The organism is Dysgonomonas sp. HDW5A, from assembly GCF_011299555.1.
Taxonomy (GTDB): Bacteria; Bacteroidota; Bacteroidia; order Bacteroidales; family Dysgonomonadaceae; genus Dysgonomonas_A.
This window is the reverse complement of the sequence record NZ_CP049857.1, coordinates 3,858,479-3,878,993: the sequence shown is the minus strand read 5'-3', so window position 1 is coordinate 3,878,993 and position 20,515 is coordinate 3,858,479. Positions and strand designations below refer to the sequence as shown.

22 protein-coding genes are annotated in these 20,515 nt (G+C 33.2%); 11 read left to right on the top strand and 11 right to left on the bottom strand.

The genetic code is table 11. The features are described from left to right. Positions 1–48: 48 nt before the first annotated feature. Genes G7050_RS15940 through G7050_RS15930 form a run of 3 tightly spaced genes read left to right on the top strand, consistent with a single transcriptional unit; the run spans position 49 to position 2,086 of the window. A complete protein-coding gene (locus G7050_RS15940) occupies positions 49–1,215 on the top strand; it encodes an AIR synthase-related protein (RefSeq protein WP_166117245.1) in 1,167 nt (388 codons plus the stop codon). A 23-nt stretch (positions 1,216–1,238) separates the two neighbouring features. Further along, a complete protein-coding gene (locus G7050_RS15935; RefSeq protein ID WP_166117243.1) occupies positions 1,239–1,616 on the top strand; it encodes a CD225/dispanin family protein in 378 nt (125 codons plus the stop codon). A 59-nt stretch (positions 1,617–1,675) separates the two neighbouring features. Beyond that, positions 1,676–2,086 carry a DUF2752 domain-containing protein gene (locus G7050_RS15930; RefSeq protein ID WP_166117241.1) on the top strand — a complete coding sequence of 137 codons (411 nt, stop codon included), beginning with the start codon at positions 1,676–1,678 and terminating at the stop codon, positions 2,084–2,086. Here G7050_RS15930 and G7050_RS15925 read toward each other — a convergent pair. From G7050_RS15925 to G7050_RS15900, 6 genes are all read right to left on the bottom strand, one after another. Then, entirely contained in the window at positions 2,083–2,829 is a 747-nt protein-coding gene (locus G7050_RS15925) for a GH25 family lysozyme (protein ID WP_166117239.1), read from the bottom strand. The two genes, G7050_RS15930 and G7050_RS15925, sit on opposite strands and share 4 nt — an antisense overlap. A gap of 4 nt (positions 2,830–2,833) precedes the next feature. Continuing rightward, the gene (locus G7050_RS15920; RefSeq protein WP_166117237.1) at positions 2,834–3,355 is read right to left on the bottom strand and encodes an HAD family hydrolase; all 522 of its coding nucleotides are present in this window, start codon (positions 3,353–3,355) and stop codon (positions 2,834–2,836) included. Between the two features lie 2 nt (positions 3,356–3,357). Continuing rightward, a complete protein-coding gene (locus G7050_RS15915) occupies positions 3,358–4,125 on the bottom strand; it encodes a Rossmann-like and DUF2520 domain-containing protein (protein ID WP_166117235.1) in 768 nt (255 codons plus the stop codon). 7 nt (positions 4,126–4,132) lie between these two features. Next, complete coding sequence (locus G7050_RS15910; RefSeq protein ID WP_166117233.1) at positions 4,133–4,456, bottom strand: hypothetical protein; 324 nt, start codon at positions 4,454–4,456, stop codon at positions 4,133–4,135. A 36-nt stretch (positions 4,457–4,492) separates the two neighbouring features. Then, positions 4,493–5,023: a nitroreductase family protein gene (locus tag G7050_RS15905; RefSeq protein ID WP_166117231.1), complete on the bottom strand. Its 531-nt coding sequence runs from the start codon at positions 5,021–5,023 to the stop codon at positions 4,493–4,495. 96 nt (positions 5,024–5,119) lie between these two features. After that, positions 5,120–6,490 carry a sugar transferase gene (locus G7050_RS15900; protein ID WP_166117229.1) on the bottom strand — a complete coding sequence of 457 codons (1,371 nt, stop codon included), beginning with the start codon at positions 6,488–6,490 and terminating at the stop codon, positions 5,120–5,122. A 193-nt stretch (positions 6,491–6,683) separates the two neighbouring features. Between G7050_RS15900 and G7050_RS15895 the strand changes: the two genes are divergently transcribed. Genes G7050_RS15895 through G7050_RS15860 form a run of 8 tightly spaced genes read left to right on the top strand, consistent with a single transcriptional unit; the run spans position 6,684 to position 14,719 of the window. Next, on the top strand, positions 6,684–7,754 hold the full coding sequence (locus G7050_RS15895) for a glycosyltransferase (RefSeq protein WP_166117227.1): 1,071 nt from the start codon (positions 6,684–6,686) through the stop codon (positions 7,752–7,754). A 7-nt stretch (positions 7,755–7,761) separates the two neighbouring features. Then, on the top strand, positions 7,762–8,823 hold the full coding sequence (locus G7050_RS15890; protein ID WP_166117225.1) for a glycosyltransferase family 2 protein: 1,062 nt from the start codon (positions 7,762–7,764) through the stop codon (positions 8,821–8,823). Between the two features lie 6 nt (positions 8,824–8,829). Further along, positions 8,830–10,116 carry a hypothetical protein gene (locus tag G7050_RS15885; protein WP_166117223.1) on the top strand — a complete coding sequence of 429 codons (1,287 nt, stop codon included), beginning with the start codon at positions 8,830–8,832 and terminating at the stop codon, positions 10,114–10,116. Beyond that, a complete protein-coding gene (locus G7050_RS15880; protein ID WP_255493268.1) occupies positions 10,079–11,134 on the top strand; it encodes a glycosyltransferase family 4 protein in 1,056 nt (351 codons plus the stop codon). Before G7050_RS15885 ends, G7050_RS15880 begins: the two co-directional genes overlap by 38 nt. A gap of 17 nt (positions 11,135–11,151) precedes the next feature. Further along, positions 11,152–11,991, top strand: coding sequence for a glycosyltransferase family 2 protein (locus G7050_RS15875; RefSeq protein WP_166117219.1), 840 nt, complete (start codon positions 11,152–11,154; stop codon positions 11,989–11,991). 7 nt (positions 11,992–11,998) lie between these two features. After that, the gene (locus G7050_RS15870) at positions 11,999–13,048 is read left to right on the top strand and encodes a glycosyltransferase family 1 protein (RefSeq protein WP_166117217.1); all 1,050 of its coding nucleotides are present in this window, start codon (positions 11,999–12,001) and stop codon (positions 13,046–13,048) included. Between the two features lie 11 nt (positions 13,049–13,059). Further along, complete coding sequence (locus G7050_RS15865) at positions 13,060–13,920, top strand: beta-1,6-N-acetylglucosaminyltransferase (RefSeq protein ID WP_166117216.1); 861 nt, start codon at positions 13,060–13,062, stop codon at positions 13,918–13,920. After that, positions 13,907–14,719, top strand: coding sequence for a glycosyltransferase family 2 protein (locus G7050_RS15860; protein WP_166117214.1), 813 nt, complete (start codon positions 13,907–13,909; stop codon positions 14,717–14,719). Before G7050_RS15865 ends, G7050_RS15860 begins: the two co-directional genes overlap by 14 nt. A gap of 53 nt (positions 14,720–14,772) precedes the next feature. Here G7050_RS15860 and G7050_RS15855 read toward each other — a convergent pair whose 3' ends face one another. The 5 genes from G7050_RS15855 to G7050_RS15835 all read right to left on the bottom strand — a co-directional run bounded on the left by G7050_RS15855 (position 14,773) and on the right by G7050_RS15835 (position 20,428). Continuing rightward, on the bottom strand, positions 14,773–16,092 hold the full coding sequence (locus G7050_RS15855; RefSeq protein ID WP_166117212.1) for an NAD(P)/FAD-dependent oxidoreductase: 1,320 nt from the start codon (positions 16,090–16,092) through the stop codon (positions 14,773–14,775). A 59-nt stretch (positions 16,093–16,151) separates the two neighbouring features. Beyond that, a complete protein-coding gene (locus tag G7050_RS15850) occupies positions 16,152–16,802 on the bottom strand; it encodes a DedA family protein (protein ID WP_221412848.1) in 651 nt (216 codons plus the stop codon). Between the two features lie 157 nt (positions 16,803–16,959). Then, positions 16,960–17,604 carry a thiamine diphosphokinase gene (locus tag G7050_RS15845; RefSeq protein ID WP_166117208.1) on the bottom strand — a complete coding sequence of 215 codons (645 nt, stop codon included), beginning with the start codon at positions 17,602–17,604 and terminating at the stop codon, positions 16,960–16,962. Then, a complete protein-coding gene (gene pnuC, locus G7050_RS15840; protein WP_255499194.1) occupies positions 17,601–18,206 on the bottom strand; it encodes a nicotinamide riboside transporter PnuC in 606 nt (201 codons plus the stop codon). Before pnuC ends, G7050_RS15845 begins: the two co-directional genes overlap by 4 nt. A gap of 8 nt (positions 18,207–18,214) precedes the next feature. Beyond that, positions 18,215–20,428, bottom strand: coding sequence for a TonB-dependent receptor (locus tag G7050_RS15835; RefSeq protein WP_166117206.1), 2,214 nt, complete (start codon positions 20,426–20,428; stop codon positions 18,215–18,217). Between the last annotated feature and the right edge of the window lie 87 nt (positions 20,429–20,515).

Here is a 20,515-nt window from a genome sequence, read left to right as displayed (position 1 = left end):
TGCAAAAAAGTATTAACAAGATTAGATAAACGTTACATTATAATATCCATGAGCGACCAAAGATATAATCAAAGAGGTGTATCTGCATCCAAAGAAGATGTCCATAATGCAATAAAAAACATAGATAAAGGATTATATCCCCACGCTTTCTGTAAAATAATTCCTGATATATTGGGGGGAGATCCGGAGTATTGTAATATAATGCATGCTGACGGAGCAGGAACTAAGTCGTCTCTGGCATATGTATATTGGAAAGAAACTGGTGATTTATCGGTATGGAGAGGTATAGCACAAGATGCCTTGATTATGAATATTGATGATTTACTTTGTGTCGGAGCTACTGATAATATCTTATTATCGTCAACTATCGGACGTAATAAGATGCTTATTCCGGGAGAGGTTATCTCTGCGATAATTAATGCAACAAACGATCTGTGTATCGAATTATCAGACTTAGGAGTGAATATTTATCCTACAGGTGGAGAAACTGCTGATGTGGGGGACTTGGTACGCACTATAATAGTTGATAGTACAGTTACTTGCCGAATGAAGCGTTCTGATGTTATATCTAATGATAAAATTCAAGCAGGAGATGTGATTGTTGGACTGTCTTCTTCAGGACAAGCTACTTACGAAACTGAATATAATGGGGGAATGGGTAGTAATGGTTTAACATCGGCACGTCATGATGTATTTGCTAATTATTTGGCCCAGAAATATCCTGAAAGTTATGATGCTTCTATTCCTTCGGATTTAGCTTATTCGGGTGGTAAAAAGTTGACTGATACTATTTCTGATGTTTCCCTAGATGCAGGAAAATTAGTTCTTTCACCTACACGTACTTATGCACCTGTCATTAAGCAGATCCTAGAACAGTTACGCCCTCAAATTCATGGTATGGTGCATTGCTCAGGGGGTGCTCAAACTAAAGTTTTGCATTTTGTAGATAAGGTAAAAATAATAAAAGATAATATGTTTCCGGTGCCACCATTATTTAAGCTTATACATGAGCAGTCGGGTACAAGTTGGCAGGAGATGTATAAAGTCTTTAATATGGGGCATAGAATGGAAGTATATGTTTCTCCGGAATATGCACAAACAATAATTAATATTTCCAAGTCGTTTAATATTGATGCTCAGATAGTCGGTAGGGTAGAAGAGTCTTCAAAAACAGAGCTTGTGATTGAAAGTGAATTTGGAAAATTTATATATTGAAAAACTAACATCATTAATTTTATATGGAAAATAAATCATTCACACAAAATCCAAACTTTAATTTCAACGCACCTTTGGATGAAAACAGACCTCCTAAACCGAACAATAATCTGCCTTTGGCTATAGTTGGGACAATTGTAGGTATATGCAGCCCTTGTTGCATTGGCCTTATACTTGGTATTGTTGCAATTATATTTTCGAATCAGGTTGATACCAAATATAATTATGGCGACTATCTTGGAGCCGAATCATCAGCTAAAAATACTAAAATATTGGCTTTCATATCAATCGGCTTATTCGCATTGAATTTGGTCTGGATGATTGTACAATTTGCATCTTTAGGAGCAGATGGATATTTAGAGCAATATCAACAAATAATAGAGCAAATATCTAATCAATAAGATTGACTAAATTATACAGAAGGGTAGTATCGTTATATTACCCTTTTTTATTTTTCTTCATGAGAAAACTGATTGTTATATTCTTATCTATAATCTTTCCGATTATCATTATTGGTCTATATTATTTCTATAATGAATCTGATAGTGGATGGAGTATGCAATGTACTTTCCATCAGGTAACAGGATTACAATGTCCTGGGTGTGGAGGTCAGCGAGCTTTACATTATCTATTGCATGGTGAATTTATTACAGCTTTGAGATATAATGCTCTTTTTGTGATTTTTACACCAATCTTCGTTTATCTTTACATTATTCTGGTTGAAGTATATGGCCTTAAAAAACAATTGTACTTAAATAGTTTTTTGTTTTCCGGTAAATTTGGGTGGGTAGTTTTAATCACGGCTGTGTCTTTCTTTATATTGCGCAATATACCTTATTCGCCTTTCATATTACTATCGCCACCTTTTTAATCTGCAATAGAAGAACTACGGAGTAGTTTATCAAATTCTTCTTTTGTTCCGTGGAATACGTTTAAATCAACTAAGGTTTCTATACCCTCAAGTCGACCTTTGTCGGCATATTGCCAAAACAACCATTTTCTATTATTATCTAATTGGGGCGTGGTTTGTATATCTCTAATCCATATCGGATTGCTCTCAAAGTGTTTTATCAGATATTTCAGGTAAAACTCCTCAGTAGTATATATGAGAACCTTTTTCCCATAGTAATCTTCAATAGTTTGTATATAAAGAGCTATTTCGTGGATGATATTTTCTCTGTAGTTCTGAGGACTGCAATTACCGGCAAATTCCAAGTCTATGATAGGAGGTAAGTTTGTACTGTCTTTAGGTACTGATTCTATAAAATTATAAGCCTGCTCTTTGCCATCTCTGCAAAAAGTGAAAAAGTGATAAGCCGCTCTGGGGATGTTTAGCTGTTTTGCCTGTGCCCAATTTTTCTCGAATTGTGTGTCTTTAAAGTCACCACCTTCTGTAGCTTTAATAAAAGCAAACTGCACTTTATTTTTATCTAATTTATCCCAATCTATTTTTAGTTGATGATGTGAAACATCAATACCATGTACGGGATATAGATCTGGTGAGGGATAATTTAGTCTTATATATCCGAGATTATAAGCATATCTTATACCCATAAAACTGATGAGAATTATAGCTAGGGCAACAGAAGAATATATAATGATTTTTCTACTCATTCGTTTACCAACCGAATGCTTTATCATTCATCCAAGTACCATGTGTTTTCATAACCTGCTCTATAACATCACGGGCAACTCCTTCACCACCTTTTTTATGCGATATATATTTCGCAATACCTCTGATTTCAGGTGCAGCATCTGCGGGAGCAACCGGGAGGCCAACTTCTTTCATTACATGGTAATCTGGCAGATCGTCTCCCACATAAATAATTTCCTCCGGTTTATAACCGGTTTGGGATAAATAATCATTGAAATCATTGATTTTTATGGATGATTTCATATATATATGTTCAATACCTAATCTGGAAAAACGCAACCTTACAGCCTCTGTGTCACCACCGGTAATAATTGCTAAGCCGTAACCCGATTTACAAGCTAGATTAAGGGCGTAACCATCCTTAATATTTACCATGCGCATTGGCTCTCCTTCGGGAGACATAGGTATGCTATCCGGAGATAACACTCCATCAACATCGAAAATAAATGCTTTTATTTTATTCAGATCGTAGTTTATAGAACTCATATTTATTGAGGCTTATTTGTTTTGTATATATTTTTACTGATTAAGGAATATATTTCCTTTAAATCGGGGTCTTTGATCAATTCAAGATGCTTGTTTATAACATTCTCATCATAACGTATTGCAGGACCCGTTTGAGCTTCTTTGGGGCTAAGACTGTGTATTTTTGCTGCTGTTTCATCTATCAAAGGTAGTACAGTTTCAAAAGGAATGCCTTCTTTTTCTAAGATACTATGAGAGACTGAATACATGTGATTTACAAAATTACATGCAAATACACCTGTAAGATGAAGATATTGACGTTTTTTGGAAGATAAAGAATATACTTTACTAGAAATTTGCTCTGCGATGTTAAACAAGATTTTCAAATCATTCTCGTTATTTGCCTCTAGAAATAAAGGAATTACACTGAAGTCCAAATTACGATCTTTACTAAATGTTTGAAAAGGGTATAATACGCCATACCGGTTATTATATTCTTTGAAAATATCTAAAGGTATGCTACCTGCGGTGTGTATCCATAAACCTTTATTGGAAGGTATTTCAGCTAATAGCTGGGGTAAAGCAGAATCTTTAATCGAAAATATATAAATATCAGCATCCCTTATCACCTCTTTTATATCAGAGGTTGATTTTGCATTGACTTTTCGAGCCAATTCCATCGCCGAATTGTCTGTTCGGCTATATATTTGGAGAATATTGAACGGGTGTTTCGATAACTCAATTGCTAAATGAGTTGCTAAACGTCCGGCACCTATAAATACAACATTCATCTAAAATTTATTTTTTAGAGGTGATAACCATAAAAAGCCCTACAGCAATTAGTATAACAGGTATTATTAATGAAGAAAAATTGTGAATCCATCCAAAGAAGAAATCAAAATTCATGATTACTCCAATGGCAGTGAATACAATTCCCATCGTTTTCTCAGCTTTTGTGAATAGAAAAATAATACCGGCAATCAGGAAGAAAGTACCAATATTCATTAATTTATCAGCATAGGGTATATGTGCCAATATTCCCGTTTTACTAAGTAGGTATATTATACCTATTATAAGGATTAAAAGACCATAAGGGAATCTGTTACCTGAGTTTTTAGCCATATTGAGATTCGTTAATTTATTGTTGCTGTATTCTGTTTACTTGAATTTTCCTATATGCACTTTTTCCCATTCCAGTTTTTCATCATCGTGGGGTGGCTTTTCCTGATCCTTATGTCCAAATACTATGATTGATAGAACTTGCATTTGCATGGGGATATCTAATAAATCTTTCACATATTCTTCTGACGAAGTATCAGAAGCTGTATACCGCTCTCTGATTTGTATCCAACAACTTCCTAAGCCTAAATCTTCTGCTTGGAGTTGCATCATAATAGAAGCTATAGAGCCATCCTCAACCCACACACTACTGGTAAAGGGATCAACAGCAACTACTATAGCTAAAGAACAGTTTTCAATGGGTTTACTTCCCATTTTTTTACAAAGTGCAAGTTGATCCAATAAATCTTTATCTTCAATGGCTATAAAGTGCCATGGCTTTGCGTTTTTAGATGTTGGAGATTTTAGTCCGGCCTTTAAAATTAGCTCTACTTCTTCTGCCTTAAGAGGTTCGGAGGTAAATTTGCGTATACTACGTCTTTGAGTGATTAGTTCAGAAAAATTATTCATTACAAATATGTATTCAGGTCTCAGACCTTTGTGTTATCTTGGCAAATATAATAATGATAAAGCCTTATTAATTAGAAGTAAAAAAAATAGATATACTTATTCTTTATCAATTAATTTATTAATAAGTTCTTCCTTATTTTCCGATTCGCGGATACCTTCAGTGCTGCTTTTCTTCAATAATACAGTTAGTGTTTGCATTATAAGTTTAATATCTAATGCAAATGAATATCCGTTGATATATAATAAGTCGTATTTGAGTTTATCTTTTACAGAGGTATTATATTTACCTTGTACTTGAGCCAATCCGGTTAATCCGGCTTTTACCCGGTGACGCAAATTATATTCAGGAATATCAATGCAATATTGATCTACGAAAAAAGGACGTTCGGGACGTGGGCCTACAATGCTCATATCGCCTTTTAGGATATTGAGTATTTGGGGAATTTCATCAAGGCGGGTTGCTCTTAAGAAGTATCCTAGTTTGGTGATCCTATTATCCGATTCTTGAGCTAATGTTGGTCCTGAGGCAGCTTCTGCGTTCTCAATCATTGTCCTGAATTTGTAAATGTAAAAAGGTTTATTACCTCTTGTTATCCGCTCTTGTTTATAAAACACCGATCCACCACCTATTTTAAGGCATAGTGCAACAATGGCACCCGGAATAAAGGCTACGATAAAAGCGATAGAGCACAATAATATATCTAATGTGCGTTTGGCAAAATCGTGTTCTATATTAATATCAAAAGGTCTAACCTTTAATACAGGAGTGTCTCCAATTTGTACAAAATTGGCATTAAATAAAAATATCTCCTGAAACTTAGGTTCATAAAAGAACTGCTTACTTTTTTTGACACAGTCTTCTGCCATCTCTTGCTTCATGCTTTCATCAACATCATCAGAAATGAAAATAAGATCGCAGTTTGCCATGTATTTTTCGAGATTAGGAGATTCCGGTTTGCAGATATGTTTAACATTAGACCACATCCCTTTAGAATGCAATAGTTTTTCTGCTAAATGACGAGCCTTGTCATACCCAATAACTAAAACGGTTTTTAAAACATTATCTTTCAGGTATTTCTTGTTAATGTATAAATGCCATAGTGTTAATAGAACGACTTGAACTATGGAGCTAACAATTAATATACTTCGGGGATAGGCTAATCGTCTGGTAAGGAAGCTCATTGCCATTGTTAATAGAAATAAGCATAAAATTGCTACGGTGACCGAGTAGGCTACTCCAAATAAAGTAAATTCTTTAGGTTTATCAAGTTCAAATACATGACCTATAATAAGATAAAATAGACCGATGTATGGTGCCATAGATATTATGGAGTATAGATTGTCATTATAAGATGCTAGACTATCCGCAAAATACAGATATGCCAGATAGGTTGACAGATAAATAATAACGAGATCAACCAATAGAATAAACATACTAAATCCTTTTCTCGTAAATAATCTTTCCATGTATAATTACCTAAATTTGTTAAATCCTAAACTTTGTTTTAAAATACAAATTTAGAAAGATATTACTAAAAAATGATATATTCGAAATTTAATTAAAATGAAGAAGAAAAGGAAAGATGTAATCTATTAAGTGTTTTTTGTTTAAAAAGCAATATCTTTGTCTTTTAACTAAAGACTTTAGTCGGTAAAAAGAATGAAAATTTTTCAAGTTATAACAGTTTCAGAATTTGGTGGAGCTCAGTCTGTTGTGGCAAATCTAATTCAAGGTTTAAGCGATAGCGACGAAGTTTTTATTCTTTATGGAGGAAATGGCGAAGCTTGGAAACATTTGGATAAGAAGGTTCATTTGATTAAACTCTGTGAACACCGTAAAGAGGTATCTTACAAGGATTTATTTTTGGTTTTTAAATTGTTTAAATTAAGACTTAAATATAAACCAGATGTCGTTCATTTACATTCCTCTAAAATGGGAGCTATTGGGCGTATTGTGTTTAATCCGAAGACTATAGTCTATACAGTTCATGGTTTCGATTCAATAAGGAAAGCTTTTCGGAAGTTTTTAATTGTTGAGAAAGTGTTAAAAAATAGGGCGGCTCGAATAGTTGGAGTTAGTAAGTATGATGTCGACTGTTTACGTGAAGAAGGAATTTCTAAAAATGTAGAGCTTGTCTATAATGGTGTGGTCGATCATACATCTGATGATCAACAATCTTTAGAAAATGAAGATTTAAAAGAAAAAATAAAAGAGATTAAACGTCATTATAATCATATAGTAATGTGTATATCAAGAATTTCTCCTCAAAAGAAATTTGATTTATTCGTAGATATAGCAAAAGCTAAACCTAATTATGCGTTTGTTTGGATTGGTAATAAGGACGTTTTGACTGATGTACCTTCTAATGTATTTTGTTTGGGAGAGACTCATTCTGCATATATCTATTTAAAGTATGCTGATGTTTTTATTTTACCTTCGAATTATGAGGGTTTACCGATATCGCTTTTGGAAGCTTTATCATTTGGTATTCCAATAGTTGCATCTAATGTAGGGGGCATTGGTGAAGTTTTAGATGGAAATAATGGGTTTGCTGTAGAAAATAATATTGAATCTTTTGTTTCTAAAATCGACTATGTTTTGCAAGATTCAGTAAATTCTCAAATAAAAACTTATGCCAGAGAATCTTATTTGAGGAATTTTACAATAAATAAAATGGTAGAAGGGTATACTTCTATATTTAAAGCAATATATAATAAAGGAAATCGTTAATAAATATATGTCAAATCCTCTAGTCTCAGTTTTAATACCTTGTTATAATGTCGAGAGTTATGTGGTTGAATCTATTTCATCCATTATAGAACAGACGTATATAAATCTAGAGATTATTATTATAAATGACTGTTCATCAGATAATACAAGTAATAAGTTACAAGAATTAGCTAATAAAGATAGTCGTATAAAGATTTATAATAATGAGACTAATTTAAAACTGATAAAGACATTAAATAAAGGAATTGAATTGTGTAATGGCAAGTATATTGCCCGTATGGATGCAGACGATATCTCTTTTCCTACAAGAATAGAGAAACAGGTATCTTTCTTAGAGCAAAATGCCGACTATGATGTTGTTAGTACCATGTTTTACACATTTAGAACGGGTAAATCAAAGCATAATCTCTATAAAAACCCTAAAACATATGAAGAGTTACAAGCTTATCTATTGTTTAGATCGGGTATTTGTCATCCTGCTGTAATGATTCGGAAAACACTATTCTCTGAGTTGGGATTAAGGTTCGAAGAAAAATATTTGCATGTAGAAGATTATGCACTTTGGTCTAAGGCACTTTATTGTACGAAATTAGCAAATATTGATGAGCCTCTTTTATACTATAGAGTTCATGAATATCAGGTTTCGACATTAAATGAAAAGAAACAAATTGAAAATAAGAAAGAAGTCTTTAAAATTCACTGTGAGAAGTTAGGTTTAGCTTCTAGTGCTGAAGACTTAGATGTATATGCTTCTGTTGCTGAGTGTATTCCTTCAGAGTCTTCATTTGATTATCTTTATAAATGTGAGACGTTTATGATAGGTCTATTAGATAGAAATAGTGCAGAACAATTTAGCTCTCCTCAATATTTATCTAGAATCTTATCTTTACATTGGATTCGTCTTTGTGCAAATTCGAGATTAGGCTTAAAGGTATTGAGTAAATGTTTTGACTCTCCACTCTATAATAAAGAATATTATAGTAAAAATGACATACTAATATTATATATTAAGTGTTTATTCAAGATGGAGTATAAAAAATCATTTTGGTATAAACTGGCATTTAGATAAAAATTTATGAAGAAGATATTGTTAATAACGATATTATTTATTTTCCTTTTTTATACACTCTATCCCCAGGCAATATCCTTTTTTGGGTATTCCTTCCTTTTTACATCCGGAGCATTAGGAGTCGGTTTGTACCTTTATAATGGAAGACCTTTTGATGAGGTTGTAACGATTATTCTATCCTATATTCCGTTTGTATTATGTTGTTTCATTACAATGTATCTTACACCATTTAAAGATCCATATTTAGTTGATTATACAAAGAGTCAGTTTGCATGGGTATTTGGCTCCTATTTGATTGTTACCTTTTTCTTTGTGGTTCATCCGAAAGGAACATTTACTTTGTTTTTGTACTATATAGTAGGAGCTATATTTGCGCAGTGTGTTATTTCTATTGCCATGCACGAAAATGCAGCTATTCGGGATTTTTGTAATTCTTTGCAAATGATGGATGTTACAGTTTTAGCCAAAAGACAAGAAACCGAAGGTGCTCGTTTGTTGGGGTATGGGGTAGCATTCTTTGGTGCAGGTGTATCTTGTGGATTCGCTCTTATAGCTTTAGTATACATTATTTTAAAGACTAAATTAAATGTAATCTCTATTATTGTATTAGGTGGGGTGTATTGTTTTATCTTGTATGTTGGTCTCCTATCGGCAAGAACAACAGCTATAGGTCTTTTTGCAAGTGTCATTCTTGCTATTATACTCCTTTTTACAAGTAATAAAAAAGATGTTAGAAAAGGACAGTTTTTTAAATTCTTAGCTATTGCAGCTTTATTTGCTTCAATAGGTCATACGCTCGCATACCTATACTTTCCGGAGTTTGCAGATTGGGCATTTGAAGCTTTTATTAATTATAACAAAACCGGTCAGTTTAGGACTAATTCATCGGATGGTTTAGAGGAGATGTTTCAATTACCTTATACCTTTGATCAATGGCTATATGGATGGGGTAATATGGAATTCTGGGGTAGTGATGTTGGATATACACGTCTGCTATTTTATGTTGGACTACCGGGCACATTAGCCTATTTCTTCTATCAATTTATGCTTATTAAATTGTCATTTACTAATGATAGAGCTTTTACATTTACATTACTTATAATGTATGCTTATAATCTAGCATTGAATTATAAAGGTCTTTCGGATTTAAATCTGTTTATGTATTTATTCATATTCTATTTCCTTCATTATCGATATTATATTTATACACCACAATTATACAGACTTGGAAAATTCAATTCGACTAAACTTCGTTATGCCGTTCAAGGCTCGACGCCCCACAGGAGGGTTTAGGGTTATGTATGAATATGCAAACAGGTTATCAGATCTTGGTTATGATGTACACATTACTTACCCTCTGAAAACGAAGTATATGGAGTATCGCCTACCATATATTGCACGTTTTATATTATCTTATATAGAGGGATTTAGGACAAGTCGATGGTTTGACTTTAGGTCCAATATTTCGATGTGCTATACTAACTCAATCAATGATAAAAATGTCAAAGACTCGGATATTGTAATAGCTACCTGGTGGACTACTGCGTTAGAAATGGGTTCATTAACAGAAAAAAAAGGTCGGAAAATTAATTTTATACAAGGGTATGAAAATTGGATAGGGCATGAGGACGAACTTCATTCATCATATGATATGGAAGGGGTTACAAATATTGTAGTAGCTTCTTATCTGAAAGATATTGTTACAAAGTATACCCTTAATCCTACAGTTTTGATTCCCAATGCTATTGATAAAGAGAAGTATCGAATATTGAATCCAATAAAAGATCGAAACTCTTTAACCGTTTGTATGTTATACTCTATACAAGAGATTAAAGGTTCAACTTATGGACTTGAAGCTTTGTCTAAAGTAAAAGAGAAGTGTTCTGAATTAAAAGTTGAATTATTTGGTATATGCCCGGCTCCTGAAAATTTACCGGACTGGATTACTTTTTATCGTGATCCTAAGGATTTGAGCTTAATTTATAACAGAAATGCTATATTTATTTCAAATTCTCTGACCGAAGGTATGGCACTGACTCCTATGGAGGCTATGTTTTGCGGTTGTGCAACTATATTAACAGATATACAAGGGCATGCTGAATATGCTAAAGATAATGATACATCACTATTATATAGTCCAAAAGATTCAAGTCAATTGGTAGATAAAATAATGAGTTTAATAACTAATAATGACAATCGTATATTCTTGGCTGAAAGAGGAAATCATTTCATCCAACAGTTTTCTTGGGATATTGCCGTGGAAAAAATGGACAGGGTTATAAAAGAGTTACTTCATAAAAAGGAAGTTTAGGTAATTGTAGTATTTAAATGAAGAGAAGAGTTGCAGTTTTAATTCGTGTATATGACCGTATCGAGGATCTTAAATATAATCTTCAGATAATTAAACAAACATGGACAGAGTTTGATTATCATATTATTGTTGTAAGCAATGGGTATCCCGATGGATATCGTATTGATGCAGATTCAGTACGGGTTATAGATAACTTTGTTGCTTTAGAGCATAATGCAGGTCATAAAAAGGGTAACTCACAATTACTGATGGAAGGGCAAAAATGTATTCCTTCAGATTGTGATTATACGGTTATATTAGAGGCAGATACCTGGATATATGGGGATCGTACCATAAAAGAATATATCGAATTCATGGAAGAGGCATCTAATATTGTATGGGCCAGTGCCGATTGGTATGATAAAGACTATGCTCTAGCTGTAGATTTTGCAGTTATAAAATCGAATTTTATTCGTAACAATCCTAATTTATTTGATTTTGAGGATTATCCGGAATCTTATATTGCAAATTATTTAAGAGATGCTGGTGTTGGATTTAGATGGATTACGGAAAATATGCCGGTACATGTACCTAGTTATGTTGCCAAATATCCTTATGTAGATGATTCAACTCAAAAGCGTTTCTATGTATTTCCTAAATCTAAAATGGTTACCCATCATATCGAATTTTTAAAAGGCGGAATGTCTCAAAAAAAGCGTTATTTTAATATAGTTGCTAAGTATGACTTCTTTAAAGAGGAGATGGTCTCTAATAAAGGATGGCAGAGGTTTAAGATGTATTTTTGGATTAGACTCAGTAAGCTTTTTATAAAGAAAAGCTGGTTTCAAAAAAAATATTATAGAAATATTACCCAATAGAGAAAATATGTTTGTAGTAAATGGTCGGTTTTTAACCCAAAAACCAACAGGAGTTCATCGGTATGCTTTTGAGATATGCAATCAACTCTCTGAATTTGGTGTTGATTTTTACGTTGCTGTACCCAAAGAAATAAATCCGGACTACAAAATCAATTTTAAAACTGTTCAATGTGGGGCATTCAATGGTCATCTTTGGGAGCAAATTAGCTTACCTAAATATCTGAAACAGCAAGGAAATCCTTTGTTGTTAAGTTTCTCTGGTTGCGGACCTTTGAATTATTCAAATCAGATAATCACAATACATGATGTTTCGCATGAAAGGCATCCCGAATGGTTTTCTAAGAATTATTGCCGATTTTATGGGTATATGATGCCTCGGATAGGTAAAAAAGCTTATGCGATTATTACTGTCAGTGAATTTTCGAAGAAAGAAATTATAGAAACATTAAGTCTTCCATCAGAAAAAATTCATGTGATAAATTGTAGTATACCTTCTTATCATACAACAGAGAATGATGTTATAAGAGATAATTCTGATGAAAAGTATATTCTATCTGTTTCATCAATGGATCCCCGAAAGAATTTTATTCGTCTTGTAGAAGCTTTTAATAATATAGAGGATAAATCTGTAAAATTATATATCATAGGAATGCAGTTTAAGGCGTTTAATACACCTGATATGGAGAAACTTAATAGAGAAAATGTTATTCTTACAGGCTATTTGGATGATGATTCTCTCCAAACAATGTATAAAAATGCTCTTTTTTCTGTATATCCATCCTTATATGAAGGTTTTGGTATTCCACCCTTAGAATCTATGTCATATGGATGCCCTGTAATTGCATCTGATATACCTGCATTGAGGGAAGTTAACGGAGAAGCTGCTATGTATGCAAATCCTTTAGATATTGCAGACATAAGCCTTAAAATGGATTTGTTGATTCGTGATACTGAGTTACGAAACAAATTGAGCGAAAAGGGTAGGGAACAGGTGAAAAAATATTCTTGGATTAAATCGACCCGACAAGTTTTAGACTTAGTAAAACAATATTCATAATCTGCTTTAGTATGAAAATAGCGTTACTAATTCATGCGCATACTAATCCCGATCAATTAGCCCGATTAGTATCTCGCTTAATGCATAAGAATATAGATATTTATATAAATATAGATGCAAAAGCTGATATAGAATTATTTAAAAAGAATATAGAAAATATACATTTTCTGAATAATAGGGTTGAGGTAGTTTGGGGGCGTTTTTCTCAATTGCAACAGATTCTCAATTCGTTTGAAGAGATTGTAAATACAAAAATTCCCTATTCTCATATTTTATTTATTAGTGGGTTGGATTATCCGATTGTTCCCATGTCTCAAATTGTCGATTTTTTACATAGCAATCAAGGTAAAAGTTATATTGATTATTTTAAGTTGGGGAGTGATGACTGGTCTAATTTAATGAAAAAACGTTTTGAATATTGGTTCTTTCTCCCGGAAAGAGATATTCGAAATAATCGCATTATAAAGAAAATTCTTCAAAAACTGGGATTTAAACGTAAGTATCCATTTAATGATGCATATTATGGGTCATGCTGGTTTACCTTATCAATAGAGGCTGTAGAATATTTACTTGATTATACAGAAAAGAATGCGAAAGTAATAGATTTTTTTAAGCATGCAGGATGTTCGGATGAATTATATATTCAATCAGTATTATTAAATTCGCCTTTGAATAAGGATATGGTTAATGAAATTTACAGATTTTTTGATTGGGGTGATAAAGGTAAAAGTCCAAAGATATTAGTGTCTGATGATTTTCCAAAAATAGCCTCTTCTAATGCGTGGTTTGCCCGTAAATTGGATATAGATGTTGATACTCAATTGATGGATAAACTTGATCAACTAAATGCAGAAAACAATGAGCCAAGATAAAGTGTCGGTTGTAACCGTTGTATATAATGCAGTGTCTATCATTGAAGAAACTATAAAGAGTGTATTATCTCAAACATATAGTAATCTCGAATATATTGTTATTGATGGGGGTTCTTCGGATGGTACAATAGATGTGATCCGAAAGTACGAAGATCGTATATCAATATTTATTAGTGAGCCTGATAAGGGAATTTACGATGCCATGAATAAAGGTATTGATAAATCTGCCGGCAATTGGATTAATTTTATGAATGCCGGAGACTTCTTTTATTCGACTTCTTCTGTCTCAGAGATTTTTGATATACCTGAGGACGATTATTCTAAATATGCAGCAGTATATGGTGATGCTGAATATCGTTTGAAATCATTTTCTTATATCAGACAAGGGTATGAGTGTGATAGAGACCATTTTATGCCATTCTCGCATCAGGCAGCTTTTGCCAGAGCAGATATTGCTAAAAAGAATAAGTTTAATCTGAAATACAAGATAGCTGCTGATACTGAATTTTTTTTACGTCTCAACAGAGAGGGTTACCAGTTAAAACATGTGTCAGTAATTGTGTGCTCCTATGATGCTTCGGTTGGTATAAGCATGAATAGTGAGGTTAAGCATGCAAAAGAATTTGTAGAGATGCAGATAGAATATGGTGCTCCTAAAGATTCTCCTTATTTCAAGAAGTATATTAGAAGTGCTTATATAAGGCAGTATATGAGACGTTTGATCCCTCATTCTATATGGGAACGAATGAGAGAAAATAAAATAAAGAAACAATCAGACATAATAATAAAAGAGATCTAATTTAGATCTCTTTTATTATTTTATTACTTAGATGAACAAATAAGGTCTGAATCCTATCTTTTCTCTCTTTCGTCTATTTCTTCATACATTCGATCATTCTTTGGGCGAATAAAAAGTCGGAGTGATACATCGTAAGTTATATAACTCCATACCCAGTCAATAAATACTGAAACTTTATTTTTGATACCTACAATGGAAAGAATGTGTACCCATAACCATAACCACCATGCGACAGTTCCTCCAAAATGAAGCTTCCATATATCAGCTACAGCAGCATTTCTTCCGATTGTAGCCAAAGAGCCTTTGTCTTTATATTCGAATTTCTCCTTTTTAGTATAACCTTTAGCTTCTTGGTTCAAATTATTAGCCAAGTTAGTGGCCATTTGCATAGCTACCTGAGCTACTTGTGGATGTCCTTTAGGAGAATGGTTAGAGATTAATAAGCATGTATCTCCAATTGAATATATGCTATCATGTCCGATAACTGCATTGTATTGGTCTACAAGAATACGTCCTCTGTTATAGGATTCTTCTTTAAGCCCAAGCAGACTATTGGGTTTTACTCCACCTACCCAAAATACATTATGAGTACGCAGGGTTTCGCCATTCGATAATTCTACATAAGGCTTGTTGTAATCTTTTACAGATATATTTTGATGTATGATGACACCTCTTTTTCGTAGTGTTTCTTCTGCTTTAGCCGATGCTTCTTCTGACATTGCGAATAACAGACGGGGGGATGCGTCTACCAAGTGAATTTCCATCTTGTTAAAGTCAAGCTCCGGATAATCTTTAGGTAATATTGTTTTTTTCATATCAGCCAAAGCTCCCGATAGTTCAACTCCCGTGGCTCCACCTCCAACTATAACAAAAGTCAGTAATTCACGCACTTTTTCATCTGTTCTGGCACTTAAAGCTTTCTCGAAGCTAAATAAAATTCTATTTCTGGCAAGTAACGATTCGGAAATAGATTTCATTGCATAGGTCGAATCTTTCAGGCTGTCATTTCCAAAATAATTAGTATCACAACCCGTAGCTATTATCAAGTAATCATACGTAATAGAACCGATACTTGTTTCGAGTATCTTTTCATCGGGAAGAACTTGTTTAGCTAGGCAGGTTCTAAAATGAAAGTCTTTCTTTTTTTGGAATGTTTTTCTATGCGGATAAGATATAGAACTAGGTTCCAAACCTCCTGTTGCTACCTGATAAAGAAGTGGTTGAAATTGATAATAGCTTACTTTATCAATTAAAACTACCTGATAATAAGCCGAGTCTACTTTGCGAGCGATTTCTAATCCTGCAAAGCCACCCCCAATTATTACAATTCTTTTCTTTGATTTACAGTCCGGTATATTGGCTATTGCTTCCATTTATTTTATAGTTAAGTGAGTATATACTATTTATAATAAATGAGTCATATTAATGCTTATTAAGCTTCTTTCTTACTTTTGGCTCTTTCTCTTATTACTTCAACAATAGCGGGTACAATAGATAAAAATATGATAGCTACCATTAGCAATTTAAGATTTTGCTGCACCCATTCGATAGTACCTACGAAATAACCTAAAAGAGTAAATAACACAACCCATATAACACCTCCTATAACATTAAAAGCTGCAAAATGTTTATAGCCCATATGTCCCATTCCTGCTACAAATGGAGCGAAAGTACGTACAATTGGTACAAAGCGAGCCAGGATTATAGTTTTGCCTCCGTGCTTTTCGTAAAATTGGTGGGTTTTTTCCAGATAGCTTTGCTTAAATATTTTGGAATCGGGATTGCTAAAGAGTTTTTCCCCAAAGAAGCGACCTATCGTATAATTTACTGCATCCCCTAATATAGCGGCAGTGATGAGTATGATATTTAATATAATAATGTTAAAATCACCCGTAACATTAGATGCTGCTAATGCACCGGCAACAAAAAGAAGAGAATCTCCTGGTAAAAAGGGAGTTACTACTAATCCCGTCTCACAAAAGATGATTAAAAAAAGAATAGCATATACCCATACGCCATAATTTTCAACTAGTTCTAATAAGTGTCTGTCGATGTGAAGGATAAAATCGATAATAAAGTGTATAAATTCCATTGATTAAGTAGTATAAACAACATCAATATTAATGTGGAACAAAGGTATTGCTTTTTTATCGTTAATAAAATAGTATTGAAGGCTAAAATACAGTTATATTATGCTTTATGAATAATCAAAGTGGCTTATATTGTCGTGAATAGCTATATCAGAAAGATCTGAATACAATCAAACGACCAGTGGTGTCTATTGTAAATGTGTCCGATTCTGCCTCATTTAGTGTGGCTTGCCACCAATTAGTAAAGATCCTGTTTTGTATCGGATATTTTAATTTATCAGTTGTTACTTCACAAGGTGAAATGCTGAATAATGAAATCTGTTGTCCCGGATATGCTTCAAAAACACAGGGAGTATTAATGGCATTAAATACACCATGGTTTGTGATCATACATATGTCATCAATATATTCTATATAATCGGCCAATAAACCAATATTTGCGATAGAATGATCTTCTCTTTTACCTGTACCTCCGAGAATTATTAAATTCTTTTTACCTTGTTCGATGCAATATTGTACTGATTTTGTCAGGTCATTCGTTTCTTGTTCTTTTATCTGAATAATAAGGTCTTGGTATTTCAGTTTATTTTCATCGGATAATGAATCACAATCGCCTACAATAGCTTGTGGTTTAATTTTTGTAAGAGATAGGCTATTTATGGCTCCATCACAGCATACTATATAGTTATTATTGATTAAGATAGACAGAGCTATTTCATGAGTCGGAAACTCTCCATTAGCTAGTATTACAGCTTCTGTTTTTGTTTCTACGGTAGGGTATTTAAATATCTTCATTTATTTATTTGGGTTACCATTTTTCTCCATTTTATATATCCGAATACAGATACTATGCTGTATATAAGATACATAATAGATGTCGGATATAGGTCTTGATATAAGTATAAAAAAACAGATACGATGTTAATAACAATGAGTAATAACCATTGTTCAATATATTTCTGTGCCAGCATCCACATGGCTACAATACTGATTGTTGTGACAAAGCTGTCTCCATAAACAACTTTGCTATCAGTAAATGTCTGTAAAATAAATACAATTATACCAAAGATCACAATAGATGCTATACTGAGAGGTAAAAACAGTCGGGTAGGGGCATGGCATAAGCCGATATCAGTATTTTCTTCCGAGTTAGTATTAATGGCTTTATGCCACTTTATCCAACCATATATTCCTGCTAATATATAGTATATATTTATGCAGGCAAAAGAGTAGAAGGTGGCATGTATAAAGACGAAGGTGTAGAAAGAGGACATAATAATACCTGCCGGCCACATTTTGAGATCAGCTTTATATTCATAATAGAGATATAGGAGCCCAAAAATGGCTCCTATAATCTCGACCCAGTTTATTTTAATAAAATTTACTATTAGTTCCATCTATTCTATTAGAATCTGATACCTAGTTTTGCCATTATATTGCGTGTCGCTTGTGGAAATAAACCGGTGTATACCAATTGTGTATTATCTTTAAATTTGTCGGTGGATACCCAAGCATTAGCTACATATTCTTTATTAAATATATTATTGACAAAGAATTGAAGATTTATTTCTCCTATTTTTTGAGTTTTGAATGTATAACTTGCTGCAAAGTTACTCACAAAATAGTTTGTTAATTGATTTTCGGGGTTAGAAGTATTGTCATAATATTGTTTTCCTACATATTTACCAATAAGTGCTAATGTAAGAGTTTTATAGGGAGTAACAGTTACAGTACCACTGCTTATAACATTAGGAGAGAATGAAATGTCAGTAGATTTAAAGTGCTCTGAGGTCTGACCGACAAAATTATAATCTGTTTGATTATCATATAAATCAAAATAAGCTGTATAGTCTTTTATCTTATTTCTGCTTATAGTAACATTTGCATCTAATCGTACCCATTTTGCAAACTGATATGCACCAATAAGCTCTAATCCCAGACGATAACTGTCAGGTACATTTTCCATCAACTTATATCCTACGTCATTTAGTTTTCCTGTTTGCACCATCTGATCCTTGTATTTCATATAATAGATATTTGCATTGAAGGAAGCCTCTTTTGAAGCGTATCTATAACCTAATTCATAATCAAGCATCTGTTCTGGTTTAATGCGCTGATAGCTGCCTCCCTTGTATGATTCCTTTATATCGGTGCGAAGAGGTTCACGTTGAGCAAAAGAAAGAGAAGCATAAATATCGTTTTTAGCATCGAAATTATAAGAAACTCCTCCTTTCGGATTAAAGAAACTAAAGTAATTATTATTAGTTATATCTTCTAAATCATCATCAATACCTTTCATTCTGTAATCGATATAGCGATATTGAAGATCTCCAAAAATAGAGAATGCGTCTGTAACCCTGTAAGTACCTTTGGTGAATATATTAAATTCTTTTTTATTTGCATCGTTCATATACCATTCGTAATTAGACGGTATATTTTGATTGAGTTTAGCCCATTTAAGCTCGCCATAGTGATCTCCGGCATAGGAAGACAGCATAACTCCTCCAATAAGATTTAATCGATCTGTAGCATAGCTTAAAGTGATATTCCCCGTATAAAAGTTGTTCTTCATTAATTTACGTCTGATAATATCTGAAGATTTATATAATGAATCGTTTACCAATTGTGGGGTTAAACCAAACTTGGAAAATTTCTGATTCATTTTATAATTCTCGTAATAGCCATACCCATGATTGTAATTTAATCCAATGTTTAAAGACAATTGTTCTGATAAAGCATTTGAGTATGTAAACTGTACTATATTGGAATAATAATTATCAGTTTCGTTATCATAATAGTGCACATTTCCCGCACTGTCATAGAATCGACCTGCCGGATTGTATCTGCGATCAATTTTCATCTGTTCAGGGTTAATACCTTCCCATGTTATCCCTGTATGCTGAATACCATTGATATAGCTCAGTTTAAATAACTGATTGTCGTTATAATAAGATAATGCTGCATATGCAGATCTGTGGTTTACACTACCATTTCTGATATATCCATCTCCTGTTACACGAGAATATCTGGCATCAAAAGAAAGTCCATTCTTTAAAATACCGCTTCCTGCTGCAATAGTAGAAGTAAAAGTATTATAACTTCCAATAGCTGTTGATGCTTCACCGTATGCTTCAGGTTTTGCTCCTTGACTTTTTAATGATATACTAGCTCCAAATGCCGCAGAACCATTTGTTGATGATCCGACACCCCGTTGCACTTGAATACTTTGTAGAGAATTAGATATGTCAGGTATATTTACCCAATATACTTCCTGACTTTCAGGGTTATTTAATGGCATACCATTTAGAGTAACATTAATACGAGTAGCATCTGTTCCCCTTATACGAAGAGAGGTGTTACCAACACCGGAACCATCTTCTGAAAAAGCAACTACCGAAGGCATGGTTTCTAGAATATAAGGAATATTCCTTGCTGCATTATTTTCTTTAATTTGTACAGCACTCATATTTGAAAATGCAATTGGAGCACGTCCATTAACTCGTGTGGCTGATACAATAATCTCGCTGAGATTCACTTGTTTTAGACTGTCAGGTATTTCTTCTGAAAAGATAGAAATACTGGAGAGAAAAGCTGTAAGAGATATTATTTCCTTTTTCATTTAAATAATGATGATTAACGATAAAAAAGCAGATCTATTTTATCTAATTTGTTAAATAAAAAAGGGGATAGGAGAGTGTACCTTTAT

Coding starts and splice junctions, on each gene's coding strand:
- G7050_RS15940 (WP_166117245.1), top strand. CDS start 49: ATGAGCGACCAAAGATATAATCAAAGAGGTGTATCTGCATCCAAAGAA.
- G7050_RS15935 (WP_166117243.1), top strand. CDS start 1,239: ATGGAAAATAAATCATTCACACAAAATCCAAACTTTAATTTCAACGCA.
- G7050_RS15930 (WP_166117241.1), top strand. CDS start 1,676: ATGAGAAAACTGATTGTTATATTCTTATCTATAATCTTTCCGATTATC.
- G7050_RS15925 (WP_166117239.1), bottom strand. CDS start 2,829: ATGAGTAGAAAAATCATTATATATTCTTCTGTTGCCCTAGCTATAATT.
- G7050_RS15920 (WP_166117237.1), bottom strand. CDS start 3,355: ATGAGTTCTATAAACTACGATCTGAATAAAATAAAAGCATTTATTTTC.
- G7050_RS15915 (WP_166117235.1), bottom strand. CDS start 4,125: ATGAATGTTGTATTTATAGGTGCCGGACGTTTAGCAACTCATTTAGCA.
- G7050_RS15910 (WP_166117233.1), bottom strand. CDS start 4,456: ATGGCTAAAAACTCAGGTAACAGATTCCCTTATGGTCTTTTAATCCTT.
- G7050_RS15905 (WP_166117231.1), bottom strand. CDS start 5,023: ATGAATAATTTTTCTGAACTAATCACTCAAAGACGTAGTATACGCAAA.
- G7050_RS15900 (WP_166117229.1), bottom strand. CDS start 6,490: ATGGAAAGATTATTTACGAGAAAAGGATTTAGTATGTTTATTCTATTG.
- G7050_RS15895 (WP_166117227.1), top strand. CDS start 6,684: ATGAAAATTTTTCAAGTTATAACAGTTTCAGAATTTGGTGGAGCTCAG.
- G7050_RS15890 (WP_166117225.1), top strand. CDS start 7,762: ATGTCAAATCCTCTAGTCTCAGTTTTAATACCTTGTTATAATGTCGAG.
- G7050_RS15885 (WP_166117223.1), top strand. CDS start 8,830: ATGAAGAAGATATTGTTAATAACGATATTATTTATTTTCCTTTTTTAT.
- G7050_RS15880 (WP_255493268.1), top strand. CDS start 10,079: ATGCCGTTCAAGGCTCGACGCCCCACAGGAGGGTTTAGGGTTATGTAT.
- G7050_RS15875 (WP_166117219.1), top strand. CDS start 11,152: ATGAAGAGAAGAGTTGCAGTTTTAATTCGTGTATATGACCGTATCGAG.
- G7050_RS15870 (WP_166117217.1), top strand. CDS start 11,999: ATGTTTGTAGTAAATGGTCGGTTTTTAACCCAAAAACCAACAGGAGTT.
- G7050_RS15865 (WP_166117216.1), top strand. CDS start 13,060: ATGAAAATAGCGTTACTAATTCATGCGCATACTAATCCCGATCAATTA.
- G7050_RS15860 (WP_166117214.1), top strand. CDS start 13,907: ATGAGCCAAGATAAAGTGTCGGTTGTAACCGTTGTATATAATGCAGTG.
- G7050_RS15855 (WP_166117212.1), bottom strand. CDS start 16,092: ATGGAAGCAATAGCCAATATACCGGACTGTAAATCAAAGAAAAGAATT.
- G7050_RS15845 (WP_166117208.1), bottom strand. CDS start 17,604: ATGAAGATATTTAAATACCCTACCGTAGAAACAAAAACAGAAGCTGTA.
- pnuC (WP_255499194.1), bottom strand. CDS start 18,206: ATGGAACTAATAGTAAATTTTATTAAAATAAACTGGGTCGAGATTATA.
- G7050_RS15835 (WP_166117206.1), bottom strand. CDS start 20,428: ATGAAAAAGGAAATAATATCTCTTACAGCTTTTCTCTCCAGTATTTCT.